Source organism: Bradyrhizobium sp. USDA 241 (genome assembly GCF_049739505.1).
In the GTDB taxonomy this organism is placed as follows: Bacteria; Pseudomonadota; Alphaproteobacteria; order Rhizobiales; family Xanthobacteraceae; genus Bradyrhizobium; species Bradyrhizobium liaoningense.
The window spans coordinates 684,307-709,339 of the sequence record NZ_JBMGPZ010000002.1 but is presented as its reverse complement, the minus strand read 5'-3'; the positions used below and the strand labels follow the sequence as shown (position 1 = coordinate 709,339).

The following is a 25,033-nucleotide window of genomic DNA, read 5'->3' as shown; positions in this document are numbered from 1 at the left end:
GCGACGAACCGCGTCACGAACATGAGCCTGATGAATACCGCCAGTCCTTTGCTGCGCCGCGACGAGACGGCGCAGATCGCACTGCTGCTGGCTTTCGTTGGCGGCTATCTCGACGCCTACACCTGGATCATCCATGGCGTGATGGCGAATGCCCAAACGGCAAACCTCGTTCTGCTATGGGTCCATGGCTCGACCGGGAATTGGGACGACGCGCTTCATTTCGTGCCGCCAATTCTCGCATTTGCAGTTGGCATTCTGTTCGCGGCGTGGCTGCGCGGAGTCGCAGGACAACGCGCCAGTGCCATCAGCACACTCGTCGAAATCCTGTCGCTGGTGGCCGTTGGCGTCCTGCACAATCGCTTGCCGGATCTCGCCGGTACGCTCGGAATCTCGTTCGTCGCGGCGATGCAGACTGCAGTCTTCACCAAGGTGGAAGGCGTGGCCTACAGCTCTGTGATGATCACCGGCAACATGCGCCAAGCCATCGAAGGCGTTTACATAGCTCTATCCGGCGGCGGACCGCTGCGCCGCTCCGGCATATTTGCCGCGCTTTGCGTCGCGTTCGGCGTGGGCGCGGCTGTCGGGGCCTTTGCGACCAAAGGCATTCCCGATCTCACGCTTGGCATTCCCGTGGCCGCTCTGCTGATCATCCTGTTGCGCTGCGAAATCGACCCGAGCGAGGTGCCCGCATGAGCTCGCCGTCCGACCGACATGCGGGGTGGTCGCGATTCTTCCCAGTCTCCGGCTGGCTTGTGGTCTATCGCCGCGAATGGCTGGCATCGGACGCAGTGGCCGGAATAACGCTGGCCGCGTACGCGATTCCCGTATCGCTGGCCTATGCGACGCTCGCCGGCCTGGCGCCGCAGGTTGGCATCTATGGCTACATGCTCGGCGGTATCGGCTATGCGCTGCTCGGGTCGTCGCGGCAGCTCGCGATCGGCCCGACCTCGGCAATTTCGCTGATGATTGCCTCCACGGTCGGGGTGCTCGCCGGCGGGGACGCAGTGCGATACGCGCAGATCGCCAGCCTTGCGGCTTTTGCGGTCGCGGTCCTGTGCCTCGTCTGTTGGCTGTTCAAGCTCAGCGTCCTCGTCCGCCTGGTCAGCGACAGCATACTGGTCGGCTTCAAGGCCGGCGCCGGGCTCACCATCATCATGAGCCAATTGCCGAGCCTGTTCGGCGTCGCGGGCGGTGGGCATAATTTCTTCGATCGCGCGTTGCGGCTGGCTGGTCAGCTCGGAGATCTCAACCTTCTCATCCTGGCGATCGGCGCGGTGGCGCTCGCGCTTTTGCTGCTCGGCGAACGGTTTTTGCCGGGAAAGGCCGGTCGGCATCACGATCGTCGCGCTGTCGATCCTCGCTGCCACACTGCTCTCCCTGCCGGCCGCCGGCGTGCCGGTGACCGGGAAGATCCCCGAGGGACTGCCGACGCTGGCGCTGCCGACGTTTGGTCTCCTGCAGTTCGACGATCTCTTTCCGCTCGCCGCGGGATGCGTGCTGCTGGCCTACATAGAGGGCGTCTCGGCTGCTCGCAGCTTCGCGGCCAAACATGGCTACGCACTGGATGTGCGACAGGAATTCCTGGGGTTGGGAGCTGCGAATCTCGCCGCGGCTTGCGGCCACGGCTATCCCGTCGCCGGCGGGCTGTCGCAATCGGCTGTCAACGACAGCGCTGGGGCGCGCACGCCACTTGCCTTGCTGTTCTGCTCGATTGCGCTGGCGCTGTGCCTGCTGTTCTTCACGGGACTACTGACGAATCTGCCAAAGGCCGTCTTGGCCGCCATCGTCTTTGCCGCAGTGTATCGGCTGGTGGACGTCCGGGCCCTGCTGCGAATGTGGAAGGTCAGCAGGCTCGACTTCTATGCTGCGGCGATTGCGCTCGTGGCCGTTCTGCTGCTCGGCATCCTGCAGGGTGTCCTGCTTGCGTCGATTGCATCGATTTTCCTCCTGCTGGCGCGCGCATCGCATCCGAACATTGCATTCCTCGGCAGGCTTCCGGGAACCGGCCGCTATTCCGACAGCGCCCGGCACGACGGCGTCGAGCCGCTCGTTGGCGTCATCGCGTTTCGTCCCGAAGCCTCGCTCCTCTACATCAATGCCGAAACGATCCTGGCGGTGGTCCTCGAAGCCCTGCGGAAGTCGTCAGACATCAAGCTGGTGGCCTGCGACCTCTCCGCATCGCCCTACATCGATCTGGCTGGCGCGCGTATGCTGCGAGATCTCCATGATGAGCTCGCCTCTCGTCACGTCGCCTTCTGCATTGTGGGCGCTCATGCGCAATTGCGCGACCTGCTGCAGGCGGAGGGGCTCGCGGAGAAGACCGACAGTTCGCGGTGGCTGCGATCGCTCGACAGCGTCCTCGGCGACTTTCAAGTCAAATAGCCTCTGCTGCAGCGCGAAGCGTCCGAGCGGGAAGAGAGCTGGCCCCGCAAATTCGGACAGTAGCTTGAGTGGATTTTCTGCCTGACAGCGGCGAGGATTCTTGCTGCGAATCAGGAGCGAAGATGACGAAGAAGAGCCGCCGGACGCATTCTCCGGCATTCAAGGCGAAGGTTGCTTTGGCTGCGGTCAAAGGCGACAAGACACTGGCGGAGCTGGCGCAACTGTTTGATGTTCATCCGAACCAGATCACGATCTGGAAAAACCAGCTCCTGGAAGGCGCCGCCGGCGTGTTTGGGCATGACAAGACATCGGCCGAGACGCCGGTCGATTTGAAGGCGTTACATGCCAAGATCGGCGAGCTGGCGTTGGAAAACGATTTTTTGTCCGGCGCGCTCACCAAGGCGGGCCTGCTGAGCGCAAAGCGATGATCGACCGCGATCATGATCTTTCTATCGTGCGCCAGGCGAAGGTCCTGAAGCTGGCTCGCAGCACGGTCTACTATGAACCTCGGCCAGTTTCGGCCGAGGACCTTGCCTTGATGCGTCGGCTCGATGAGCTGCATCTCGATTATCCCTTCGCGGGAGCGCGTATGCTGCGATCGTTGCTGCGGCGGGAGGGCGTATACGCCGGTCGCCGCCACATCGCGACGCTGATGAAGCGCATGGGGATCGAGGCGGTCTATCGTCGCCCGAACACGAGCAAGCCGGCTCCGGGTCACAAGATCTACCCGTACCTGTTGCGCGGATTGAAGATCGAGCGGCCCGACCATGCGTGGGCAATGGACATCACCTACATTCCGATGCGGCGTGGCTTCGTCTATCTCGCGGCGGTCGTCGATGTGTTCAGCCGACGGGTCCTGGCCCATCGCGTCTCGATCACAATGGAGGCGGCCTTCTGCGTCGAAGCGGTCCAGGAGGCGTTGGCGAAGCACGGCAGGCCCGAGATTTTCAACACGGATCAGGGCAGCCAGTTCACCAGCCTCGAGTTCACCGATGTGCTGCTGGACGCGAAGATCGCCATCAGCATGGACGGCAAGGGCGCCTGGCGCGACAACGTGTTTGTCGAGCGGCTCTGGCGCACGGTCAAATACGAAGAAGTATATCTCCGCGCCTACGACAGCGTGTCCGAGGCGCGAGCGTCAATTGCCAAGTATCTGGCCTTCTACAATCAGGGACGCCCTCACTCGAGCCTTGACGGGCGCACGCCCGACGAGGCTTACTTCGGCACGCAAGCTATGGTGATGGCCGCATGACCGTCGCCGACGGTTTTGTCGTCGCTCTGGTCGGGCTACGCCCTCCCGACGCAACGACAAAACCGTAAAGCCCCGCGTTCAGCATAACCCGGCAGGAATCCACTTAAGTCCAGCGGGGCGCTGTCCAAACAACCGGGGCCAGCTCTAAGTCACCAACGCGTTTCCGATATCTCGCGACTGTTGACGTGGATCAAAGGAGCGGGCCTCCCGCCGTCCACGGTCCATCATCACCTTCCGCGCGAACCGATAAGAATTGGGAGATACCTATGTCCAAGGACGCCAAGCCCACGCAGAAGCACGTTGATCGGTTCTTTTCGGGGCCCGGTGCAGGGGCCGACGATTGGCGTGATCTGGTGGATGCTGCAAAAGCGTGGGCCCGCGGCGGCGACCGCGCGAAATACGATGCGGCGCTGGCCAATCTCTCGATCACGGAGGAGTTTCACGGCTATCCCGGCCTGCAATTGATGGGGGCGCTACGCGGAGCAGCGGCGGCCGGCGATGGGGCATCGTCGCTTGCCCTTGCGACACGGAACACCCAGGCGTTGGCGACGCGATCCTTCCGCCAGCATTCCGACGACTGCAACGCGAAGGACGATGGCAATGGCGATGTGCCCGAGCTGGTCCCACCGACCTTCGGTGCGCATACGACACGCAGGCTCGGCTACGTCGCGCTGCTGCTCGCCCAATAGTCTGGCGTCAAACTCCAGGAGGAAACGAAAACCATGAGAAAGCCTGTTATCTATGCGGCCCTGATCGCCTCCCTCGCCGGCATCGCCGGATTCAGCACGCCGTCACGGGCCGAGACCGGCCAGGTTGCGGTCGTCTTCACCAAGGGCGGCTTCATCGTCGGCGTCGGGGGTGGTGAGGGCGTTCTGCTGCTTCGGGGCAAGAGATATCCCTTTACGGTGTCGGGCATGAGCGTGGGCTTCACGATCGGCGCCTCGACCACCAAGCTGGTCGGCCGCGCTCTCAACCTGAGGGGCCCCGCCTCCATCGAAGGCTCCTATGCCGTAGGCGGAGCGGGCGGGGCGGTTGCCGCGGGGGCCGGCGCGGTTCAGCTGCAGAACGCGAACGGCGTCATCCTGCAGCTGAGCGGCCCGAAAATCGGCGCGGAGGTCTCGGCCGCCGTGGGCGGTGTCACCATTCGCCTCAAATGAGCGGAACGACGGGCCGCGTCGATGCGTGGCCCGTCGTCCTGCGCGGTGGGATGCGTTTCATGGATCCATCTTTCTGACGGTTTACGACCGGAGCGAGCGATGGCGTCTCATGAGCCTCGATCGAGTTCATCAGAAGCAATTGCCGAATCCCACGAAGAATCGGCGCGGCTGTACCGACGTTGCCTGATGTTCGTTGAGCTTCGCTGTGGTCAATATCGCTCGGCGACGAAGTTCATTCCGCGCAAGCCCGCCTGGTCATTGTAACGTCCCTTATCGGAGCGTGGCGGCAGCTTGACCTTGTCCTTCTTGATCCGCTTGTGGGGGATCGACTTCAGCAAATGCGCGATGCAGTTCAACCGTGCCCGGCGCTTGTCGTCGGAACGGATGATGTACCATGGCGCGTGTTTCGTACTGGTCCGCTTGAGCATGAGATCGCGAGCCCGCGAATAATCGTACCAGCGACGATAGGATTCGAGATCCATCGGGCTCAGCTTCCATTGTCGTACTGGATCATCGATCCTGGCCCTGAAACGGCGTTCCTGCTCGTCCATTCCGACCTCGAGCCAGATCTTGACCAGAATAATTCCGCCGTCGATCACGTATTTTTCCATTTGAGGACAGAGGGTTAGAAATCGGTCGTGCTCCCTGGCCGTACAGAAGCCCATGACATATTCGACGCCGGCGCGATTGTACCAGCTCCGGTCAAAGATCACGATCTCACCGCCGGCGGGAAACTGCTCCATATAGCGCTGGAAGAAGAGCTGTGTCTTTTCCCGATCGGACGGCGCCGGAAGCGCGACGACGCGAAAGACCCGCGGGCTGACTTTCTCCGTGATGGCCTTGATCGTGCCGCCCTTGCCGGCGGCGTCTCTGCCCTCGAAGAGGACGATGACCCGCAGCTTGTTCGCCTTCACGAAGTCCTGCAGCTGGCACAGCTCGACTTGAAGCTTTTCGAGGTGCTTCTCATAATCCTTGCGCTTCATTCGTTCCGCAGGTTCGTTCTTTGCCATGCGTCCCTCTTCGTAACGTCTGCTGCGACGGCGTCAGGAAACCGCTAGTTGTCTCCCCAGGAGATGGTCACGCCGATGTCCCCCGGCATGCCACCCGGGAAATCGATGATCTGGTAGGCGATGCGATAGCCGCGCGGCTTCAGATAATCCGTCCAGAGCTGGAAGATCTCCTTCGGAATGCCGGTCAGCGTGTTCTCCCAGCCGGGCTCCATCTGGTTGATGGCGCGTCCCCTGTCCGTGCACAGCGTGTTGGGAAAGCGGTAGACCTGCACTTCCGTGAGGCCGTTTCGCACCGCACGCTGAATGACGGTCGAGGCGAGCTTGATCTTCTCCTCCTCCGACTTCCCGGATGGTTTGCTCAGCCGCTCGATCAAAGCCAGCTTCTCGGCTTCAGCGGCGGCGGCGACGCGGACATATTGTTCTGCCTTCTCGGCCTCCTTCAGCGCGGCTTCCTTCCGGATCTGCGTTGCACTGGGGATGAGATCGTCAATGCCTGGCATGGCGGCGGCTCCTGATTGCTGGTTTGTTCCAGTGATCGAGGCTAGGCGGGGCGAAGTGCATTCCCTTGATGCAAATCAAGCAATTCGGAGCCGGGGTCGTCACTCTCGGCGCAATTCAGGGGACACGCGGTCCCGGTCAGGAGGGAACGTTGAGCGAGCAGCTGCACCCGATGGGCCCGCATCATCTGCCCTTCTACATTGTTGCGCCCGGTGAGACCGACTGGCTGATGGTGGCGACCGGGCTATTCTTGATCGGCGCAGTTTTCAGCGTCGGGCTGTTTTACTGGTATCTGCACAGCCTGCCCGAGCGCATGGCTCACAAGACGCAGAAGTTGCAGTTCGAGGTTGTGGCAGTGCTGGGCCTGATCGCGCTGTTCACGCACGAGCATCTCTATTGGATTGCAGCGTTGGTGCTTGCGATGATCGAGCTTCCGGATTTCGGGACGCCCTTGCGCAGCATTGCAGGATCGGTCGAGCGGATCGCGGACGGTGCGTCGCCGAGCGACGACGATCGGGTGACCGTCGGTGATACGCCTTCGACGGAAACGCGGCCCCAAGAGCTGCATCCGGCGGCATCCGGCAACAAGGTACCCAGCCATGCTTGAGCTTGCCATCTGCTCACTCTTGACGATTCTTCCGGACTATCTCTACCGCCGTTTCGCGCAGGGCAAGCGGTTCGGCAAAGAGATCACGCTCTTCTCCGTCTGGTACGAGCTCAGATGGGGCATCACCGGCTGCCTGATGCTGACGGTGGCGCTGATCACGAGCGTCTTCTTCTTCCATCCGGCGACCCGGAACGCGGCGCTGTTGTTCCGGACCGTCCCGATCCTGCCCGAGGGCTCGGGGCGCGTGGTCGAAGTCAATTTCGGCTACAGCGCGGCGGTGAAGAAGGGCGACGTTCTGTTCACGCTGGACAGTTCGAAGCAGAGGGCCGCGCTCGAAACCGCCACGCGCAAGGTCGCGGAAATCGATGCCTCACTGGAGACCGCGAAGTCCGACGTGGTCAAGGCTGAAGCGCAGCTCGGGGAAGCAAAGGCCAACTATCAGCAGGCAAAGGACGAATTGGATGTCAAGATCGAGCTGCAGCGCCGAAATCCCGGCATCGTGCCGCAGCGCGATATCGAGAAGCTGCAGGTTATAGTCGATCAGCGGCAGGCGGGAATTGACGCGGCGGCGGCCACGTTGCAGTCGGCGGTCTTGCGAGTCTCGACGCTCCTGCCGGCGGAGAAGGCGAGCGCTCAAGCCGCGCGGGCTGAGGCTCAGGTTGACCTGGACAAGACCTTCGTTCGCGCCGGCGTCGACGGACGCGTTGAACAATTCCTCATTCGCGCCGGCGACGTGGTCAATCAGCTGATGCGGCCGGCCGGTATTCTCATTCCCGAGGGCGCCGGTCAGGCCAAGCTGCAAGCCGGGTTCGACCAGATCGAGTCCGGCATCATGCGGGAGGGAATGGTCGCCGAGGCGACCTGCATCTCGAAGCCATGGGTGATCGTCCCTCTGGTGGTGACGTCCGTTCAGGACTACATCGCAGCGGGGCAGTTCCGGGCCGGCGAGCAACTCATCGAGGCGCAGAACCTTGCCAAACCCGGTACCATTCTCGTGTTCCTCGAACCGCTTTTCAAAGCCGGTCTCGACGGGGTGACGGCCGGCAGCAGCTGCATCGTCAATGCCTACACCAGCAATCACGACGAGATCGTCGACCCCAAGACGTCGACCGGCCGCAAGATCGCACTCCATGTCATCGACGGCATCGGGTTCGTGCATGCCTTGCTGCTGCGCATCCAGGCTTTGCTGCTGCCGTTCAAGACGCTGGTGTTCGGGGGCGGTCTCGGATGAGGAACAGATGCATGCACGATGTGAGAGCGCTGGTCGCGGGAGCGGCGCTATCGCTCGGCGCCTTGTTCGCATCAGCCGGCGGCGCGGGGGCCGTCGAGCTGAACGGCGCCTGGGCGAGCAGCGCGGATCAATGCGACAAGGTGTTCACCCGCGAAGGCGGGAGGATCGGCTTCACGGACATGTCCGAAGTCTACGGCGGCGGCTTCATCGTCGATGGCAGGCAACTGATCGGCAAGTTCGCGCGGTGCACGGTCAAGGCACGGAAAGACGACGGTCCAAATGTCAACCTGGTCGCGTCCTGCGCAACGGACATTATGCTGTCCAGTGTTCAGTTCAGCCTGAAGCAGCTCGATGCGAACAGCATCGCCCGACTGTTTCCGGGGATGGCGGACATGGAGATCATTTATCATCGCTGCCCGTTCAACTGAGCAAGCGGTCGCGTAGGCTTGATGCATGTCAAGCAACTGCGTGCGCGCAGGCGTCAAGTGCCGTTCATCCCCGGGAGGATAGACATGACATCCAACAGATGTGTTCACAGGAAGATCTACGCGATGCTCGGAGCTGCGACGGTTGTGGTCGCTCCTTGCGTCCAGGCGCACGCGGACGACCCGGCCAGGATTCTCAAGTCGATGTCGGACCATCTCGCCGGTCAGAAGACGCTGTCCGCGTCCTTCGACAGCGACATCGAGATCATCACGCCCGAACTCCAGAAGATCCAGTTCGCGAGCTCCGGCGAAATCAAGATGAGTCGCCCGGACAAGCTCCGGGTCAGGCGCACCGGCGGTTATGCCGATGTCGAGCTGGTCTATGACGGCAAGCTGATTTCGATCTATGGCAACAATGCCAAGAGCTATGTTCAGGCAGACGCGCCCGGGACCATCGACAAGATGATCGACGCGCTTCAGGTGCGTTCCGGCACCGGGATGCCGGGCGCCGACCTGCTGCTCTCCAATGCGTTCGACGAGTTGATGGCCACCGTCATCGAGGGCAAGCATATCGGGCAGGGTGTCGTCGATGGCGTCGAGTGCGAGCATCTTGCGTTCCGCACGCCGGATACGGACTGGCAGATCTGGATCGAGGCCGGCGCCAAGCCCGTGCCGCACAAATACGTCATCACCAGCAAGACACTCGCCGGCGCGCCGCAATACACGCTCCGGATCAAGGATTGGAAGACTGACGCTCTGAACGCCGATGTCTTCGCGTTCGTTGCGCCGGCGGGCGCCACCAAGGTCGATCTGGAGGGTGCCGCAATTGCAGAGTTCGACGAGCTTCCCCCTGGTACACCGACAGGAGCAAAGAAATGATCGCGCTTCGAAAAGTCATCCTGTTTGCCGCAGGGGTAACCGCCTTCAGCGCCGGATTGTCCTCGAATGAAACAAATGGCCTCATCGAAGGAAGGTTCTTTGCCGAGGCCCAGGCGAGGGTCGGTCGCCCCTTGACTCCCATGAGCTATGCCGGTGTTGCCCGGAGAACCACACGCCGCGCGGTCGCCGTAGGAGCGGCGGGAGCTGCCGGTGCCTACTACGGCTCATCCTGCGTGCAGGTCGTCGATGCCTATGGCCGGGTCGTGACGCGCTGCTGACAAGACCCGCCAGGGCGAGACGCTTCTTCCGTGCGGCCGTGCTCGGATTGTGCTTTGATGAGAGCCGTTCGATCATTGTAGCCGCCGAAAAGAGCATGAGCGGACGTGTCCCCAGTGCTGCAGGCGCCTCGTACGGCCGGGCCGCGTGTCTCGCCGCTTGCCTGCTCGCCTGTCTGGTCGTCGTCTCCGCGCCGGCGATGGGTGCCGAGCGCAGCGCGCCCAAACGGATCTTGTTGCTGCATTCTTTCGGGCGAGACTTTCGCCCATGGAGCGAGTATGCGCTGAGCATCAAGGCCGCGCTGGAGCAGCAGGCGCAGTGGCCGCTCGAGGTCCAGGAGCACACCCTGCTGACGGCACGGTTCAACAATCCCGGGCCGGAAGAGCCGTTCGTCAACTATCTCCGCTCCCTTTACGCGGGCGTCCCCCCAGATGTTGTTGTTAGCATCGGGGCGCCGGCTGCACGATTTGTCCAGAAATATCGCGATCAGCTTTTTCCCGATACGCCGATGGTTCTGACCGTGGTCGAAGAGCGGCTGGTGAACCGCTCGGACTTGACCGACAACGACACCGTGATCTCCGTCCGGAACAACTTCACGGCTGCCTTCAACAGTGTCCTCAAGGTCCTGCCGGAGACGAAGACGATCGCTGTCGTGATCGGCGCCTCTCGCCTAGAAAAGTTCTGGCTCGACGAGATCAAGCGCGAGACGGCACCTTTCGAAGGGCGCGTGGCCTTCGTCTGGTACAATGAACTGTCGTTCGACGAGATTCTGAAGAGAGCATCGGTGCTTCCGCCGCACACGGTTCTGTTCTGGGGCTTGATGTCGGTCGACGGGGCCGGCATTGTCCATGAAAGCGATCTCGCCCTGCGCAGTCTTCGCGCCGTCGCCAATGCTCCGATATTTTCCTACCAGGAGCCGTTTTTCAACGGCTATACGGTCGGCGGCCCGATGCATTCGATCGGCGCGACCACGACGAAGACAGTCGAAGCCGTGATCCGCATCCTGGCCGGCGAGAGACCAGGCACGATGAAGTTCGAGCCCCTCCAGTTCGGGCCTCCGAAATACGATTGGCGTGAAATGCAGCGATGGGGCATCAGCGAGAGCGACCTGCCCGCGGGAAGCGAAGTTCTGTTTCGGCAGGCGGGCCTTTGGGAGACGTACCGCTGGCAGATCGCAATGCTCGCCACCGTCATCCTGATCCAGGCGGGTCTGATCGGCGGCCTGCTTTACGAGCGACGCCGGCGGCTCGTGGCTGAGGTCGAGTCCCGGCAGCGTCTTGCGGAGCTGGCCCACGTCAACCGGTACGCGGCGGCAGGGGAGCTGACCACGTCGATCGCCCACGAGCTGAATCAGCCGTTGGGGTCGATCCTGACGAACACCGAGACGGCGGAGCTGATGTTGAAGAGCGAGTCGCCCAATCTGGTGGAAATCGGAGAAATTCTCGCTGATATCCGGCGCGACGACCAGCGGGCCAGCGAGGTGATCCGCAGGCTGCGCAGCATCCTGAAGAAGACGCCGTTCGAGATCGCCAATATCGACCTCAACGACACGGTGGGCGAGGCAATCAGGCTGATGTCCGCCGTCAGCGATGGGCGCCGAATTGCCCTGAAATTTGCGCCATCCGCCAGCGTGCTGCGGGTCAAGGGCGATCCCATTCAGCTTCAGCAGGTCATTCTCAACCTGATCATCAACGCGATCGACGCGATCTCGCAGGCCGGTGCGACGGAGCGGGAGATCCATGTGGCAACGGCCCAGTCCGATGCGTTTGCGGAAATCCGGATCGGCGACAGCGGGCCGGGAATTTCTCCCGCAGACGTGAAGAATATCTTCAATCCGTTCTTCAGCACCAAGCCGCAAGGCATGGGCATGGGCCTTGCCATCGTCAGGACCATCGTTGAAGCCCACGGCGGCAAGATCGCTGCCGAGAACCAGCCATCGCGCGGTGCGCTGTTCACGATCCGGCTCCCCATCGTGCATTGACCGTCGGTCGCCGAACTGTCGACGGGCGCATCGCAGCACATCGCATGCGCGTGGTTTCTTTGATCTTTGTCAACGAAGGCCGGCTTGGTGCACCGATGCTGACACTTGCCTCGACGATGGAGGATGCGATGTTTCGTAGCGGCAAGACCCTGATTGCGCTCATGATGCTTATGGCGACACCCGTCGCAACGTTCGCGCAGACGTCCGACAAGCCAGCGGCCCCGGCGATGCAACCGGCGAGCCCGGCCGCGCCGTCCGCGGAACTGCTGAAGCCCGAGCAGCTCGAGGCGCTCGTGGCACCGATCGCTCTTTACCCGGACGATCTGCTCGCAAACGTTCTGGCCGCCTCCACCTACCCACTGGAGTTGGTCCAGGCAGACCGATGGCTCAAGGAGCGCAAGTCGCTGAAGGGCGATGCATTGAAGACCGAGGTCGACAAGCAGCCCTGGGACGACAGTGTCAAGGCACTCGCGAGCACGGCGGACGTTCTCGCCATGATGAGCGACAAGATCGATTGGACCAAGAATCTGGGCGATGCGTTCCTCGCCCAGCAGCCGGATGTGATGGACGCGATCCAGCGCCTGCGCACCAAGGCCTACGACAACAAGAAGCTTGTTACGACGAAGCAGCAGAAGGTCAGCGTTCAAACCCAGGAGAACAAGCAGGTCGTCGTGATTCAGTCGGCGGATCCCGAAGCGATCTACGTGCCGTATTATGATCCGGCAACGGTCTACGGCGCGTGGCCCTACGCGGAATATCCTCCCTATTACTTCGGATATCCGTCGTATATCGGCGCCGGCGTAGTCGCCGCGGGTCTCGCGTTCGGTACGGCCTGGGCGATCGGACGCTGGGGCAATTATTGGGGAGGCGGCTGCAATTGGGGCAATCGCAACGTCTACGTCAATCACCGGGCCACCAACATCAACGCCGGCTGGCAGCACAATCCGACACATCGTCAGGGCGTGCGCTACAACAATGCGAACGTATCGCAGCGTTTTGGCAACAACAATATCAAGGCCGGCGCGTCGGACCGGATGGATTTCCGCGGCCGTGATGGCAATCAGGTGCTGCGTCCCAGTCAGGGTGCTGGAGATCGCGCGGGTGACCGTGCGGGCGAGCGCGGCGATCGTCAGGGAGCAGGGGATCGCGCCGGTGCCGGTGCGCGAGATCGTCCGGGCGGCGGCGATCGCGCGGGCGCAGGCGATCGTGCCAAAGGTGCCGGCGATCGTGCCAAAGGTGCAAGCGATCGTGCCAAGGGTGCAAGCGATCGTGCCAAAGGTGGCGGCGATCGCGCCAAGGCGGCGAACCGCGCCGGTGGCGGTGCGGCAAACCGCGGCGGTGGTGGCAATCGTGGCGGCGCGATGAACGTCTCGTCCGGGCGATCGGCGGCCGCGGCGTCGGCGCGCGGTCGGTCCAGCATGGCGAGCATGCCGCGCGGCGGTGGCGGACCGAGCATGGCCGGCCGTGGTGGCGCCGGAATGTCGATGGGGGGTGGCGGCGGCTTCCGCGGCGGAGGAGGCGGCCGCGGTGGCGGCGGCCGGCGCTCCGATGTCGCGCTGAAGCATGATGTCGTCCTGCTCGGCCATCTCGGCAATGGGCTCGGCTACTATCGCTTCAGCTATATCGGCAGCGACAAGGCTTATGTCGGCGTCATGGCGCAGGAGGTCGAGCAAATCATGCCAAACGCCGTCATGCGCGGCGGCGACGGGTATCTGCGGGTCAATTACGAGAAGCTCGGCCTGAAATTCCGCACCTACCGCGACTGGCTCGCCGCCGGCGCGACGATCCCGGCCGAGGTGGCGCCATGATCGGTCTGAAATCATGTCGTCGCGCTGTTTTGCCGAGCGTCATGGCGCTTGCGCTGATGTGCACGGCGAGCCTGGCCCAGCAATCCTACCGGACGCCTGAGGAGGCGGGGTCCGCGCTCGCCGAGGCGGTCAAGAGCGGTCCGCGTGAGATCCTGAAGGTCCTCGGCAGATCGGCGGCCGACATCGTCTCGTCCGGAGACGAGGTCGCCGATGCCGATATCCGTGCGCGCTTCGTCTCCATGTATGACTCCAAGCATGCGATCAAGGCGGAGGGCAACAAGAAGGCCACGCTGATGCTCGGACCCGAGGACTTCCCGTTCCCGATTCCACTCGTCAACACCAGAACGGGTTGGGAGTTCGACACCGACGAAGGACGCATCGAGGTGCTTCGTCGCCGTATCGGCCGCAACGAGCTCGATGCGATCCAGACTTGTCTCGCCTATGTCGATGCCCAGAACGAATATGCCGACAAGGATCGCGGCGAGGGCGCAGGCGTCTACGCGCAACGCATTGTCTCTACGGCCGGCAAAAAGAATGGGTTGTTCTGGTGGGACGACAGCGACCCGAGCCCGCTTGGCGCGCTGGCGGCACAGGCCTCGGCCGAAGGCTACAAGGCTGGTGAGAGACCGGCGCCGTATCACGGCTATTACTTCCGTATCCTCAAGGGGCAGGGGTCCGATGCGCCGGGCGGCGCGCTCAACTACGTGGTCAAGGGCAAGATGATCGGCGGCTTCGCGTTGATCGCCTGGCCCGCGGAGTACGGAAATTCCGGCGTCATGACCTTCCTGGTCAATCACGCCGGCACCGTCTACCAGAAGGACCTCGGCAGGCGGACGGAGTTCGTCGCGCGGCGCATCACGCTGTTCGATCCCGACCAGACCTGGAAGAAAGTCGATGCTGCGAAGCCGTGACCACATGCGCCCTGCGCGGCGGGCGTTCGTCATTCGTCTGGCGGCGCTGGCGCTTCTGGCAGTTTCAGTGCCGGTGACGCCTTCGCTTGCCCAGGCGTCCGGCCAGGTGCGGGTCAAGATCGTGAAGGCGGGCCTGCTGGTCGGTGGTGGCGCCGGCAGCGGCGTTCTGACCTATCGTGGCCGCAACTATCCGTTCCGCATGACTGGCGTCAGCCTGGGCATCACCGCTGGTGCGACGATCGGTCGGCTCGATGGCTGGGCGTCAGGAATTCGCCACATCGGCGACTTCGCCGGCACCTACAGTTCTGTCGGTGGCGGCGCCGCTCTGGTCGGCGGCGTCAATGGCGTCCATCTCCGGAACGACAAGGGCGTCACGATGGTGCTGCAGGGACCCAAGGCTGGGGTGGAATTCGCCGCCAATCTCAGCCACATCACGATCTCGCTGAGATGACGGGCGCGCATCGCAGCCCGGCAATCGTCATGTCTTGTTTCGATCGGTCGTCCGACGCGTGATCCGCCGCCGTGGGAGGGCCTTATGGGGGCCCATATCCATACTATCCGGCCCCGGTCTACTATCCTCGGGACCTTACTGTGCACCGTATGGGCCCATCCCACTACGGGCCGTGCGTTCGCCGCACCGGAATTGGCATGAACGAACCGGCTTGTGGAAACGTGAGCGATCCTATAATTCCTTCGGGAGCGACCGTCGAACAAGTTCAATTGCATGATCCCCTTGCTTCTCATGCAGTCGCGATCGCAGGCGCGCACTTGAATCAATGTGGCGCGTCCGCGACATCGCGGCAGGTGAAAAGCGGCACCTCACGTGTGATCAGTTGGTCTATCCTCGGAAAGCAAGCTGGTTCTCCAGGCTGTTGCTCTCGCCAAGCGAGGAAGCCAGTCACGTCGCGCCTGCCGGAAGACCCCGGGATGTTGTCCGCGTTTCGCTCGCGCTCTTCCTGATATCGCTGGGCGCCATCGCCGTCGTGTGGTGGTGGTTGGGGACTCCAGTCCATCTGGTGCGCGCACCTATCGATCCGAACGACAAGGTCCAGTGCATCTCATACGCTCCATTCCGCAACCATCAGACGTCACTTTCGCCTGCGACGCAGGTATCGCGTGAGCAGATCGCGGAGGATCTTGCCCAGCTGGCGGAGATAACCGACTGCATCCGCACCTATGCCAACGATCTTGGTCTCGACCAGATCCCCGAACTTGCGGCCAGAGCGGGGCTGAAGGTCATCCAGGGCATTTTCCTCGACAAGGACAAGCAGAAGAACCGAACGCAGATTTCGACGGCGATACGCCTCGCCAGGGAATATCCCGAGACCGTGATCGCGCTCGTGGTCGGCAACGAGACGCTGCTGCGCAAGGACATAACTGTATCCGATCTCGTCGACACGATCCGCGCAGTCAAGGCGCAGGTCAGTGTCCCCGTGACCTATGCCGACGTCTGGGAATTCTGGTTGAGCAATCGTGAGCTCTATGACGTCGTCGATTTCGTCACGATTCATATCCTGCCCTATTGGGAGAACGTGCCGATCCCGGCGGAATCCGCTGTTGCGCACGCCGACGCGATACGCCGACAGGTCGCGGCGGCTTTTCCGGGCAAGGAAATCCTGATCGGAGAGATAGGTTGGCCGAGCCAGGGACGGATGCGGGAATCGGCGTTGCCGTCCCCTGTCAATCAGGCTCGGGTGGTCTCGGAGGTCCTCGACCTTGCCCGACGCGAGCATTTCCGCGTCAACCTGTTCGAGGCCTATGACGAATCCTGGAAGCGAGAGATCGAGGGCACGGTCGGCGGATCATGGGGCCTGTTCGGAGGCGAGGAGCGCGTGCTCAAATATCCTGCCGGCATCCCCGTCAGCAACTTTCCGCTCTGGAAGCTGCAAATGTGCAGTGGAATTGCGCTGGCGACGCTGGTCTTCGGCGCGGCGTGGTTGACCTCGCGTCGTAAGCCCGGGCGCGCTGGCCTTGCGTCATGGTTTGGGGTCGCAATATCGGCGACGACAGCCGGAATCCTGTTTGGCGTGGCCGCCCAGAAGGTGTTCTTTGAAAGTATCGGAATGGGTGGCTGGCTCCTGTGGAGCTCTCTGCTGGTGGCCGCCACGGTTTCGCCGGTGCTCGGTGCCAACGCCCTGATGTCGGGGCGACCACTGCCCAGTTGTCAGGAATTGCTCGGCCCCAAAGGCTATCGGACGGAGTCGATGCTCGTGACCATGCACGGGTTGGCCCTGATCGGAACGGCGGTGATCGGTACGGCCACTGCGCTCGGGCTTGTGTTCGACCCGCGCTTTATCGACTTTCCTTTTGCGGCTCTCACCATGGCGGCGTTACCTCTCGCGGCCGTGACGCTGCTCAATCCGCCCGGGAAGGGAAGCCGTCCTGTGGCGGAGACGTTGTTTGCTGGCGTGTTTGTCGGAGCGGCGGTCTATGTAGGGCTCAACGAAGGGCCGGCGAACTGGCAGGCGATGTGGACTTGCGCCGCCTATCTCCTGCTTGCCGCGACGCTGTGGCGGGTGCGCGCCTCTTGATCGCCATCAAGGTCGCCTCGGAGCCGGAGCACGCGATCCTCTGCGTCAGTAAACGAAAGCCGGAGTTTCGAGCAGGTGGTCATTCACCAGCACGACGCCCGGGATCGCCTCGGCTGCGACGCGGATGGCTGTGCGTTCGGCCGCAGATGGCGCGAAGCCCCAGATGTCGATGATGCCGTTCTGGACGGTTGCGTTCAGGTTGAACGTATGCGCCCAAGGCTGCTTCTTGATTTCTTCAAGGAACTTCTTCCTGATGGTCGCATCGGAAAGTGAAATCTCCAGCTTCGGCCGGGCGCTCGCGATGGCCTGCAGCAGATTGGCCCGGCTGACGATCCCGACGAGCTGACCCTGCTTGTTGACGATCGGCACACGCTTGATCTGACGCTCCTCGAACAGCATGGCGATGTCGCTCAGCGGCGTTTCGGGGGTGGCAGTCACGACCTCGCGGGTCATGATATCCTCGACCTTGATTGCGTGCGACTTGACGTAGTCAGTCGCCATCTGCGCGTCGCCGGTCAGGAGGCGGAGCCACCAGGCATAATGCCGCTCGGTGCCGGATTCGGTTCGATGCATCAGGTCGCCTTCGGTCACGATCCCGAGGATCTTGTTGTCGGCATCGACGACCGGCACTGCGCTGATGCGACGCTCGAGGAGGATCTTGGCGACTTCGCGAACGGTTGCATTTCCGCCGACGGTCACCACCGGGGCGATCATCACGTCCTGTACTTGCATGGCTGGCCTCCGTGTTGGCTTTTCAACATCTTGCCGCCTCTTGGGCCAGCCGGATTGATCGGGATCAAGGAGCGCGGCCGGACCGCTTGATTTGCGTCAACGGGACCATCGGGAAACGCGACATAAGAGTCCCATTCGAGCAATGGAGCAACGACATGTCTCTTGCCAGCGTCATGGTCTACGTCGATCCCGAGCAGCAGGACGAAGGGCAGATTGCCGTCGCCGAGACGGTCGCGAGCGGCTTTGAGGCCGCCTTGCTCGGCGTCTCGGCCGTTGCAATAGATCCACCGTTCGTCGCCGAAGGCGTGATCATCGAACAGACCACTGAGGAGGATCTCAAGCGCATTCGCGCAACGCTGTCGGACAAGGAGGCGTGGTTCAGGCGCATCGTTCGCCTGCCGAGTGAAAAGGTCGAATGGCGCTGGACGATCGGCTTTCCGACCGAGTTCCTGGTCGAGCAGTCCAGGGCAGCGGACCTCGTCGTGGTGCGGCGCAGCCAGCTGAAGCCGAATTACTCCCGCCATCTCGATGCGGCGGGAGCGATGTTGCGGCTGGGCCGTCCGATCCTCTCGGTGCCGGACGGCGTCACCCGATTGTCGGGTGATCGGATCGTGGTCGGCTGGAAGGATGTCCGGGAGTCGCGCCTGGCCGTTCGGGACGCGCTGCCGTTCCTGACCCGCGCTTCGCAGGTCACGGTCGCCGAAATCTGCACGTCGAGCGAACAGGATGCGGCGCGAGACCGGGTGCGGGACGTGACCAGATATCTTCAGCGTCACGGCGTGAGCTGCCAGCACGAGGTGCGCGTGCATACGGCGGAGCCTGACGCGGGCTACCTCGTTCGGCTGGCCGCCGATGTCGGCGCCGACCTCATCGTGACCGGAGGCTACGGGCACAGCCGGTTGGGCGAGTGGGTCTTCGGCGGCATGACGCAGAGCCTTCTGCGACACGCTCCGGTCTGCCTGCTGATGTCGCACTGACGTCCACGTCCCAGGAGAGTGTGCAATGGACAAGGATGGCCAGGCGGCGAAGAAGAGCGTGGCCGAGCGAAAGGCGGAGGTGCCCGCACCTGATCGGGAGGCGCCGGTACCGGAGACCAGGCCGGCCGACCGCGCGATCAGGGATGCCCTTGAGGACGACGAGGTGCGTGAGGCGCTTGGCGTACATCGCAGGAACAAGCGCCCCTGAAGCAGCGCTACAAATGCGGAACGGGTTTGCGCGGAGATCATGCTCAAACAGTAACCCAAGGCTCGGTGATGGCTCGTCCTGAACTCATCGCGCTTAAATTAGCCCGCAGCCCGCCGGCCTTCCCCGCTGTCGCGCTCCGCGGCACGGACGATCTCAATGGTCCGCAACACGCTCGACGGATTCACGCTGATCGAGTCGATCCCGAGCTCAGCCAGATATTTCGCGATCTCCGGATAGTTGGCGGGAGCCTCGCCACAGATGCCGACGTGGCGCCGGTTGCGCTTGGCACCGAGCACGGCCATCGACAGCATTTGCAGCATGCCGGGATCGCGTTCGTCGAAGTCGAAGGCGACGATCTCGGAGTCCCGGTCGACGCCGAGCGTCAGCTGGGTGAGATCATTGGAGCCGATGGAGAAGCCGTCGAACAATTGCGCGAACTGGTCGATCAGGATGACGTTGTTCGGGATCTCGCACATCATGAATATCTCCAGGCCGCTCTCGCCCCGCTTGAGGCCATGACTTGCCATGGCTGCAATGACCTTGCGCGCTTCCTCGACACGCCGGCAGAACGGAATCATGATCTTGAGATTGGTGAGGCCCATCGCCTCGCGCACCCGCTTCAATGCAGCGCATTCCAGCGCAAATCCTTGCGCATAGGCGGGGTGCGCGTAGCGTGCGGCGCCCCGAAAGCCGAGCATCGGGTTCTCCTCGTGAGGTTCGAAATCGGCGCCGCCGAGGAGGTTCGCATATTCATTGGTCTTGAAATCGGAGAGGCGCACGATCACCGGCCGGGGATAGAACGCGGCCGCGATGGTGCCGACGCCCTCCGAAAGCCGCTCGACGAAGAACTCGGACGGCTGCTTGTGGCGTGCGGTCAACAGCTTGATCTTCCGCCGGTCCCGCACTGAGGTCACCTTGTCGGGGCAGGCGAGCGCCATCGGATGGATTCCGATATGCTGGTTGATGATGAATTCCATACGGGCAAGGCCAACGCCATCGCTCGGCAGGGATGCGGTCTTGAACGCGACCTCGGGATTGCCGAGGTTCACCATGATTTCGGTGCGCGGCTTCTGCACGCTTTCGGTCGCGGTCCGTTCGACCTCGTAGGGTAGGGTGCCCTCGAAGACGTGACCGATATCACCTTCCGCGCAGGATACCGTCACCGCCACGCCCGTCTTGGCTCTCTTGCTGAAACCGCCTGTTCCGACCACCGCGGGCACCCCGAGCTCGCGTGCGATGATGGCGGCATGGCAGGTCCGGCCGCCATGATCGGTCACGATCGCGGCGGCGAGCTTCATGACGGGCTCCCAGTCCGGGCGCGTCGCCGTCGCGACAAGCACCTCGCCTGGGCGGAATTTCTGGAGATCCCGCTCGTTCCTGATCAGCCGGATGCGCCCTGCCGCGATCTTTTCCCCGACGGCACGGCCTTCGGCCAGCGCCGTCCCGGACGATTTCAGGACATAGCTCTCGAACGCCTCCGGCTTCCGCCGCGAGGCGACCGTCTCGGGCCGGGCCTGGATGATGTAGAGCGAACCGTCCTTGCCGTCCTTGGCCCATTCCACGTCCATCGGGGTCGGCTTGCCGGACTTTTGCGAGTAATGCTTCTCGACGAGCATCGCGCATTCGGCCAGCGTCAGGACCTCGTTGTCATTGATGCAGAATTGCTGGCGCTCGCTCGCCGGCGTTGCAACGTTCCTTGTTGCATTGTGCCCGCGGCCGTAGACCATCCGCTTTGCCTTGGATCCCAGGCGGCGCGACAGAACCGCGCGGAAACCGGCGTTGAAGGTCGGCTTGTGGACGTAGAATTCATCGGGATCGACGACGCCCTGCACGATATTTTCACCGAGGCCGTAGACGCCGGTCACGAATACGACGTCGCGAAACCCGGTCTCGGTATCGAGCGTGAAGGTGACGCCGCTTGCCGCGATATCTGAGCGGACCATCTTCATCACGGCAACCGACAGCGCGACCTTGAAGTGATCGAAACCATTGTCGATCCGATAGGAGATCGCACGATCCGTGAACAGTGAAGCAAAGCAGCGGCGGCAGGCCTCCATCAGCCCGTCTGCGCCCCGGATGTTGAGAAAGCTGTCGTGCTGACCGGCAAAGCTTGCGGTCGGAAGGTCCTCGGCCGTGGCCGAGCTGCGGACCGCGACCGCGACGTTGCGTCCGTATTCCTGCTCCAGCTGCCGATACGCCTGTCTGACCTGATGGCGCAGATCCTCCCGGTCGGTCGCCGCGTAGACGATCGCGCGCGCGGCGGCGGCGCGGCGGGCAAGATCGGCGATCCGCCGCTTGTCCAGACCGGCGAGAAGGGAGCCGAGCCTGTCCCATGCGCCCGCCTCGGTCAGGGCGTCCCGATACGCGGCCGCGGTCAGCGCAAAGCCGTTCGGGACCTTGACGCCCTCCGGCGTCAGCGCCGAATACAATTCGCCCAGGGATGCGGTCTTGCCTCCGACCAGCGGCACGTCGGCAAGACGTATGTCCCTGAACCAGCGAATGTAGCTCGATGCGTCCATCGCGCATTCTCCCGCGCTGCAAGATGGGTGTGAACGGCGACGACTTTCGCGCATCTCCGCGCCGTCGGTTTGCGAAAGATCAAGTGCGCAGCACATGCCCGCTTTAGCTGTGAACGTTGATGATGATCGAACCAGACCAGAACGGCTCTTCACGGGCGAAGTCGCGATTTTGGCAGAGCGCCTCCGGCTTCTGGCGGGGAGCATCGGCCTGGCGCGTATGGGTGCTATGCGGGCTGTTGGTGATGGTCGTCGTCCTCCAGCTCTACGTGCAATTTCGCTTCAACTACTGGAACCGTGACTTCTTCGATGCGCTGGAGAGCCGCGATCCTGCGCGGCTGAAAGGGCAGGCGTTCCTGCTCGTCCCCTTGTGCATCGGGAGCATCACGCTCGCCGTGACGTCGGTCTGGGGCCGCATGACCGTGCAGAGACAATGGCGGGAATGGCTGACCGGCAAGGTGATCGACTATTGGGTCGAGGATGACCGTTACGCCCGCCTCGCGGCTGTGCAGAGCGAGCAACAGATTCCCGAATACCGGATCGCCGAGGACGTCAGGATCGCGACGGACGCGCCGATCGATCTGGCGCTCGGACTGGTTTCCGCGTTGCTCAGCGCGGTCATTTTCATTCAGGTCCTCTGGACGGTCGGTGGCGACATCGCGCTGCCGGTGGGAAGTCATTCCGTCCGGATTCCGGGCTACCTTGTCTTGGGTGTGGCGCTCTATTCCGGCATCGTGACCACTGCGATGATGACGGTCGGGGCGCCGCTGACCCGGCTGGTTCAGATCAAGAATCAGGCGGAAGCGGAGTTAATCACGGCGGCACACCGGCTCCGCGATATCGGGGAGGGTATCGCGCCGCAAGAACAACGGCCGGAAGTCTGCCGTGACCTTCGCAGCACTCTCAGAGCCACCATAGACCAGTGGCGCCGCCTGTGCTGGCAATTGATGCGAACGACGATCGTGTCGCATGGCAACTCGCTTCTGGCACCGATCATCGGGCTGGTGCTGTGCGCGCCGAGATTTCTCTCCGGGGCCATGACACTGGGCGAACTCACACAAGCCGCCGCGGCCTTCACGCTGGTGCAGGCCTCGTTCAACTGGATTGTCGACAATTATGGGCGTATTGCCGATTGGATGTCGTCGCTGGAACGGGTCGGCAGTCTCCTGCTGTCGCTCGACCGCCTCAACCGGGACATGCCGCCGCAGCAGGCAGAGCCCCCGGCGCTTCCGACCGGCTCGGTCAAATTGCCGTAGAGAGAATGACCTGCTCGGCGAGACGCTTGATGTCGTCGGGCCGGCAGAGTTCTGTGCCGGGATTGAGCAGGGCGGCGGCGCCGGCGGCGACCGCCTGTCGAAAGCAGTGTTCGAGGCTGGCTCCAGATGCCAGCCCGTAAACCAGCGCGCCGAGAAAACTGTCGCCCGCGCCGACGGCGCCGACGGGCACGATCGCCAGAGGTTTGGCGCGCCACACGCGGTCGCTCGTCACCAGCGCGGCGCCGAGATGTCCCATCGTGAGGGCGACCATTGCCGCTTTGCCGCTGCGCACCAGCGTTCCGGCAGCAGCTTCCCATTCGGCGGAATCAGACGGCTCCTGGCCGACCAGCTCGCGCATCTCCGCAGGTTCGGCTTGACCAGTTCGACCCCTTCCGCCACCGCAGCAACGAGGGCCTGACCCGAGGTATCAAGGATCATCTTGGCGCCGCGCTGTTTGACGATCCTTGCGACCCTTGCATAGAAGTCGTCGGGCACGCCTGCCGGCAGGCTTCCGCTGGCAACCACGAAGCCGGGAAACGGCTGCAGCGCCGACAGCAGGGCAAGGCATCTCTGCCATTCGTCCTCGGCAAGAGGCGGCCCTGGCAGGATGAAGCGATAGGGCTGGCCCGTGCCGATCTCGCGGACGAAGAAGTCTTGCCGGGTCTCGCCCGCGATCGGAAAGGTCAGGCTTTCGACGCCCTCCTTGTCCAGCAACTGACGCAGCAGGTCTCCCGTGAGGCCGCCCACCGGATAGAGCGCGGTGGCATTGCCGCCGAGGCGCTTGACCACGCGCGCAACGTTGATGCCGCCGCCGCCGGGATCGCGGCGCTGCCCGATGCCGCGCAGCTTGGCGACAGGAACGATCCTGTCCACCGCTGTCGACACGTCGACCGCCGGATTGGGCGTGATCGTGAGGATCGCGCTCATCGGCCTAGCTGGAGACCGTGGAGGCGGCCATCGCGCCGGGCGTTGCCGTCACGTTGTCGAGCCCCGCACGGCCTGCGGCAACCTGCGGCCGTCGCGACGACCGGATGAGATCGGAATACCAGTGCGCCGACGCCTTCGGGGTTCGCTTCTGCGTGGCAAAATCGACATGCACGAGACCGAAGCGTTGCGAATAGCCCGATGCCCACTCGAAATTGTCGAGCAGCGACCACACGAAATAGCCCTTGACGTTGGCTCCGGCCCGCATCGCTTCCTGCATCGCCCTTGTATAGGCGTCGAGATAGGCAATTCGTGCGGTGTCCTGAACGCGGCCGCTATCGTCCGGCTTGTCGTCCGCGGCGGTTCCGTTCTCCAGCACGTAGATCGGCAGCCGGAAGCGCTCGTGGATGTCCAGCAACGTATCGCGGAACGCGTCGGGAATGATGGGCCAGCCGATTGTGGTGCGGCGTACGCCATCCGGCGGTGCACCAAAGCCAGCGCCGATCGGATTGCTGTCGGCCTTGATGTAGTGCGGCGAATAGTGGTTGAGCCCGAACCAGTCGACCGGCCGCGCGATCTGCGCCATGTCACCGGGCTTGACGTAAGGCTCGATGGCCTCGGCAAGCTCCGGAGGATAGTAGGCAAAGTGCTGCGGATACGGGAATGCGTCATTCCAGTACGGCGCAAGGCGCTGCGTCGCCGCAACGTCCTCCTCCCGCGTGGTGGCGGGATAGCAGGGCTGGCGGTTGTGAATGGCACCGAGCGATGCGCCCGTCACCGATTGCCGGAGGACGTCGATGGCGCGGCCATGACTCAGGTTGACGTGGTGAATGGCCCGGTGCAAAGCGCCCCTGTCGGCAATGCCGGGCGCGTTCCAGCCGAGACCGTATCCGAACAACGTGAATACGCATGGCTCGTTGAAGGTGGCGAACCGCTTGACCCGATCGCCGAAGCGGTGGGCCGCCAGCGCGGCATAATCGGCGAACCATCCCGCGATGTCCCGGTTCTGCCAGCCACCGAGGTCCTGCAGCGCCTGCGGCAGATCCCAGTGATAGAGACAGATCCAGGGTTCTATGCCGGCAGTCAGAAGTGCATCGACGAGCCTGTCGTAGAAATCGAGGCCCGCCTCGTTCGCAGCCCCGCGACCGCGAGGCAGGATGCGAGGCCACGAGATCGAGAAGCGGTAGGCGCCGACGCCGATATCGCGCATCGTCGCGATGTCTTCACGGTAGCGGTGATAATGATCGCAGGCGATATCGCCGGTATCGCCATTCTTGATGCGGCCCTTCTGCCGGCAATAGCTGTCCCATATGCTGTCGCCGCGCCCATCCACGTGGGAGGCGCCCTCGATCTGGAAGCTCGAGGTCGAGACGCCCCACAGAAATGAATTGGCAGCCGGCACGCGCGACTGAGGTGAGGGAGCGGCTCCGTCTGTCATTGTCATATGCCTGCCTTGCGATGGCGCAGTTCAG

Annotated in this window: 22 protein-coding genes and 2 pseudogenes; 18 read left to right on the top strand and 6 right to left on the bottom strand. The window is 63.1% G+C overall.

All coding sequences use genetic code 11. The features are described from left to right. Positions 1-21 precede the first annotated feature (21 nt). The 5 genes and pseudogenes from ABIF91_RS04190 (at position 22) to ABIF91_RS04170 (ending at position 4,791) form a co-directional block, all read left to right on the top strand. The gene (locus ABIF91_RS04190) at positions 22-693 is read left to right on the top strand and encodes a YoaK family protein (protein ID WP_028182042.1); all 672 of its coding nucleotides are present in this window, start codon (positions 22-24) and stop codon (positions 691-693) included. Continuing rightward, a pseudogene (locus ABIF91_RS04185) lies at positions 690-2,382 on the top strand (SulP family inorganic anion transporter). The gene ABIF91_RS04190 and the pseudogene ABIF91_RS04185 overlap by 4 nt, the downstream one beginning before the upstream one ends. A 122-nt stretch (positions 2,383-2,504) precedes the next feature. Then, positions 2,505-3,634, top strand: a protein-coding gene (locus ABIF91_RS04180; protein WP_129557670.1) for an IS3-like element ISRj2 family transposase whose coding sequence is annotated in 2 segments (ribosomal slippage) — positions 2,505-2,757 and positions 2,757-3,634 — 1,131 coding nt in all. Because the reading frame shifts where the segments join, the coding sequence is not laid out codon by codon here. A gap of 266 nt (positions 3,635-3,900) precedes the next feature. Continuing rightward, positions 3,901-4,323 (top strand): hypothetical protein, encoded by a 423-nt coding sequence (locus ABIF91_RS04175; protein WP_028177099.1) that lies wholly within the window; start codon positions 3,901-3,903, stop codon positions 4,321-4,323. A 33-nt stretch (positions 4,324-4,356) separates the two neighbouring features. Next, entirely contained in the window at positions 4,357-4,791 is a 435-nt protein-coding gene (locus tag ABIF91_RS04170; RefSeq protein ID WP_028177098.1) for a hypothetical protein, read from the top strand. A 209-nt stretch (positions 4,792-5,000) separates the two neighbouring features. Here the strand turns inward: ABIF91_RS04170 and ppk2 are convergent, their stop codons facing one another. Together ppk2 and ABIF91_RS04160 are read right to left on the bottom strand one after the other, a co-directional pair. Then, positions 5,001-5,801 (bottom strand): polyphosphate kinase 2, encoded by an 801-nt coding sequence (gene ppk2 / locus ABIF91_RS04165; protein WP_028177097.1) that lies wholly within the window; start codon positions 5,799-5,801, stop codon positions 5,001-5,003. Between the two features lie 44 nt (positions 5,802-5,845). Beyond that, positions 5,846-6,301: a hypothetical protein gene (locus ABIF91_RS04160; RefSeq protein ID WP_028177096.1), complete on the bottom strand. Its 456-nt coding sequence runs from the start codon at positions 6,299-6,301 to the stop codon at positions 5,846-5,848. Between the two features lie 149 nt (positions 6,302-6,450). Between ABIF91_RS04160 and ABIF91_RS04155 the strand changes: the two genes are divergently transcribed. The 10 genes from ABIF91_RS04155 to ABIF91_RS04110 all read left to right on the top strand — a co-directional run bounded on the left by ABIF91_RS04155 (position 6,451) and on the right by ABIF91_RS04110 (position 16,948). Continuing rightward, positions 6,451-6,906, top strand: coding sequence for a hypothetical protein (locus ABIF91_RS04155; RefSeq protein ID WP_050995086.1), 456 nt, complete (start codon positions 6,451-6,453; stop codon positions 6,904-6,906). After that, entirely contained in the window at positions 6,899-8,137 is a 1,239-nt protein-coding gene (locus ABIF91_RS04150) for an HlyD family secretion protein (RefSeq protein WP_028177095.1), read from the top strand. The genes ABIF91_RS04155 and ABIF91_RS04150 overlap by 8 nt, the downstream gene beginning before the upstream one ends. Positions 8,138-8,148: 11 nt before the next feature. Continuing rightward, positions 8,149-8,565, top strand: a complete 417-nt coding sequence (locus tag ABIF91_RS04145; RefSeq protein ID WP_028177094.1) for a hypothetical protein — start codon at positions 8,149-8,151, stop codon at positions 8,563-8,565. An 84-nt stretch (positions 8,566-8,649) separates the two neighbouring features. Beyond that, entirely contained in the window at positions 8,650-9,441 is a 792-nt protein-coding gene (locus ABIF91_RS04140) for a DUF2092 domain-containing protein (protein ID WP_035672703.1), read from the top strand. Continuing rightward, positions 9,438-9,719: a hypothetical protein gene (locus ABIF91_RS04135; RefSeq protein WP_028177092.1), complete on the top strand. Its 282-nt coding sequence runs from the start codon at positions 9,438-9,440 to the stop codon at positions 9,717-9,719. Before ABIF91_RS04140 ends, ABIF91_RS04135 begins: the two co-directional genes overlap by 4 nt. Positions 9,720-9,814: 95 nt before the next feature. Then, positions 9,815-11,698: a sensor histidine kinase gene (locus ABIF91_RS04130; RefSeq protein WP_028177091.1), complete on the top strand. Its 1,884-nt coding sequence runs from the start codon at positions 9,815-9,817 to the stop codon at positions 11,696-11,698. Between the two features lie 128 nt (positions 11,699-11,826). Beyond that, positions 11,827-13,506, top strand: a complete 1,680-nt coding sequence (locus ABIF91_RS04125) for a DUF3300 domain-containing protein (RefSeq protein WP_424579080.1) — start codon at positions 11,827-11,829, stop codon at positions 13,504-13,506. After that, on the top strand, positions 13,503-14,417 hold the full coding sequence (locus ABIF91_RS04120; protein WP_035672728.1) for a DUF2950 domain-containing protein: 915 nt from the start codon (positions 13,503-13,505) through the stop codon (positions 14,415-14,417). Before ABIF91_RS04125 ends, ABIF91_RS04120 begins: the two co-directional genes overlap by 4 nt. Then, complete coding sequence (locus ABIF91_RS04115) at positions 14,401-14,868, top strand: hypothetical protein (protein WP_035672731.1); 468 nt, start codon at positions 14,401-14,403, stop codon at positions 14,866-14,868. The genes ABIF91_RS04120 and ABIF91_RS04115 overlap by 17 nt, the downstream gene beginning before the upstream one ends. A 325-nt stretch (positions 14,869-15,193) precedes the next feature. Then, positions 15,194-16,948 (top strand): beta-(1-6) glucans synthase, encoded by a 1,755-nt coding sequence (locus tag ABIF91_RS04110; protein WP_245285419.1) that lies wholly within the window; start codon positions 15,194-15,196, stop codon positions 16,946-16,948. 45 nt (positions 16,949-16,993) lie between these two features. Here the strand turns inward: ABIF91_RS04110 and ABIF91_RS04105 are convergent, their stop codons facing one another. Then, positions 16,994-17,680 (bottom strand): CBS domain-containing protein, encoded by a 687-nt coding sequence (locus tag ABIF91_RS04105; RefSeq protein ID WP_028177086.1) that lies wholly within the window; start codon positions 17,678-17,680, stop codon positions 16,994-16,996. 155 nt (positions 17,681-17,835) lie between these two features. On the opposite strand from ABIF91_RS04105, the gene ABIF91_RS04100 reads away from it, so the two are divergent. Further along, complete coding sequence (locus tag ABIF91_RS04100) at positions 17,836-18,657, top strand: universal stress protein (protein WP_035694793.1); 822 nt, start codon at positions 17,836-17,838, stop codon at positions 18,655-18,657. A 25-nt stretch (positions 18,658-18,682) separates the two neighbouring features. Beyond that, positions 18,683-18,865: a hypothetical protein gene (locus ABIF91_RS04095; protein ID WP_028177085.1), complete on the top strand. Its 183-nt coding sequence runs from the start codon at positions 18,683-18,685 to the stop codon at positions 18,863-18,865. 98 nt (positions 18,866-18,963) lie between these two features. On the opposite strand, the gene ppsA is transcribed toward ABIF91_RS04095, so the two are convergent. Continuing rightward, positions 18,964-21,384, bottom strand: a complete 2,421-nt coding sequence (gene ppsA / locus ABIF91_RS04090) for a phosphoenolpyruvate synthase (RefSeq protein ID WP_284282791.1) — start codon at positions 21,382-21,384, stop codon at positions 18,964-18,966. 122 nt (positions 21,385-21,506) lie between these two features. On the opposite strand from ppsA, the gene ABIF91_RS04085 reads away from it, so the two are divergent. Then, positions 21,507-22,637: an SbmA/BacA-like family transporter gene (locus ABIF91_RS04085; RefSeq protein WP_080659871.1), complete on the top strand. Its 1,131-nt coding sequence runs from the start codon at positions 21,507-21,509 to the stop codon at positions 22,635-22,637. Here the strand turns inward: ABIF91_RS04085 and ABIF91_RS04080 are convergent. Beyond that, positions 22,624-23,564: pseudogene (locus ABIF91_RS04080) on the bottom strand (1-phosphofructokinase family hexose kinase). The gene ABIF91_RS04085 and the pseudogene ABIF91_RS04080 sit on opposite strands and share 14 nt — an antisense overlap. Before the next feature lie 4 nt (positions 23,565-23,568). Next, positions 23,569-24,999, bottom strand: coding sequence for a GH1 family beta-glucosidase (locus tag ABIF91_RS04075; RefSeq protein WP_050995088.1), 1,431 nt, complete (start codon positions 24,997-24,999; stop codon positions 23,569-23,571). Positions 25,000-25,033: the final 34 nt, after the last annotated feature.

Excerpts from the sequence above, each read along its gene's own strand:
- ABIF91_RS04105 (WP_028177086.1), bottom strand. The coding sequence starts at position 17,680 with ATGCAAGTACAGGACGTGATGATCGCCCCGGTGGTGACCGTCGGCGGA.
- ABIF91_RS04150 (WP_028177095.1), top strand. The coding sequence starts at position 6,899 with ATGCTTGAGCTTGCCATCTGCTCACTCTTGACGATTCTTCCGGACTAT.
- ABIF91_RS04125 (WP_424579080.1), top strand. The coding sequence starts at position 11,827 with ATGTTTCGTAGCGGCAAGACCCTGATTGCGCTCATGATGCTTATGGCG.
- ABIF91_RS04120 (WP_035672728.1), top strand. The coding sequence starts at position 13,503 with ATGATCGGTCTGAAATCATGTCGTCGCGCTGTTTTGCCGAGCGTCATG.
- ABIF91_RS04145 (WP_028177094.1), top strand. The coding sequence starts at position 8,149 with ATGCACGATGTGAGAGCGCTGGTCGCGGGAGCGGCGCTATCGCTCGGC.
- ABIF91_RS04095 (WP_028177085.1), top strand. The coding sequence starts at position 18,683 with ATGGACAAGGATGGCCAGGCGGCGAAGAAGAGCGTGGCCGAGCGAAAG.
- ABIF91_RS04190 (WP_028182042.1), top strand. The coding sequence starts at position 22 with ATGAGCCTGATGAATACCGCCAGTCCTTTGCTGCGCCGCGACGAGACG.
- ppk2 (WP_028177097.1), bottom strand. The coding sequence starts at position 5,801 with ATGGCAAAGAACGAACCTGCGGAACGAATGAAGCGCAAGGATTATGAG.
- ABIF91_RS04115 (WP_035672731.1), top strand. The coding sequence starts at position 14,401 with ATGCTGCGAAGCCGTGACCACATGCGCCCTGCGCGGCGGGCGTTCGTC.
- ABIF91_RS04110 (WP_245285419.1), top strand. The coding sequence starts at position 15,194 with ATGTGGCGCGTCCGCGACATCGCGGCAGGTGAAAAGCGGCACCTCACG.
- ABIF91_RS04085 (WP_080659871.1), top strand. The coding sequence starts at position 21,507 with ATGATCGAACCAGACCAGAACGGCTCTTCACGGGCGAAGTCGCGATTT.
- ABIF91_RS04135 (WP_028177092.1), top strand. The coding sequence starts at position 9,438 with ATGATCGCGCTTCGAAAAGTCATCCTGTTTGCCGCAGGGGTAACCGCC.
- ppsA (WP_284282791.1), bottom strand. The coding sequence starts at position 21,384 with ATGGACGCATCGAGCTACATTCGCTGGTTCAGGGACATACGTCTTGCC.
- ABIF91_RS04100 (WP_035694793.1), top strand. The coding sequence starts at position 17,836 with ATGTCTCTTGCCAGCGTCATGGTCTACGTCGATCCCGAGCAGCAGGAC.
- ABIF91_RS04130 (WP_028177091.1), top strand. The coding sequence starts at position 9,815 with ATGAGCGGACGTGTCCCCAGTGCTGCAGGCGCCTCGTACGGCCGGGCC.
- ABIF91_RS04170 (WP_028177098.1), top strand. The coding sequence starts at position 4,357 with ATGAGAAAGCCTGTTATCTATGCGGCCCTGATCGCCTCCCTCGCCGGC.
- ABIF91_RS04160 (WP_028177096.1), bottom strand. The coding sequence starts at position 6,301 with ATGCCAGGCATTGACGATCTCATCCCCAGTGCAACGCAGATCCGGAAG.
- ABIF91_RS04075 (WP_050995088.1), bottom strand. The coding sequence starts at position 24,999 with ATGACAGACGGAGCCGCTCCCTCACCTCAGTCGCGCGTGCCGGCTGCC.
- ABIF91_RS04140 (WP_035672703.1), top strand. The coding sequence starts at position 8,650 with ATGACATCCAACAGATGTGTTCACAGGAAGATCTACGCGATGCTCGGA.
- ABIF91_RS04175 (WP_028177099.1), top strand. The coding sequence starts at position 3,901 with ATGTCCAAGGACGCCAAGCCCACGCAGAAGCACGTTGATCGGTTCTTT.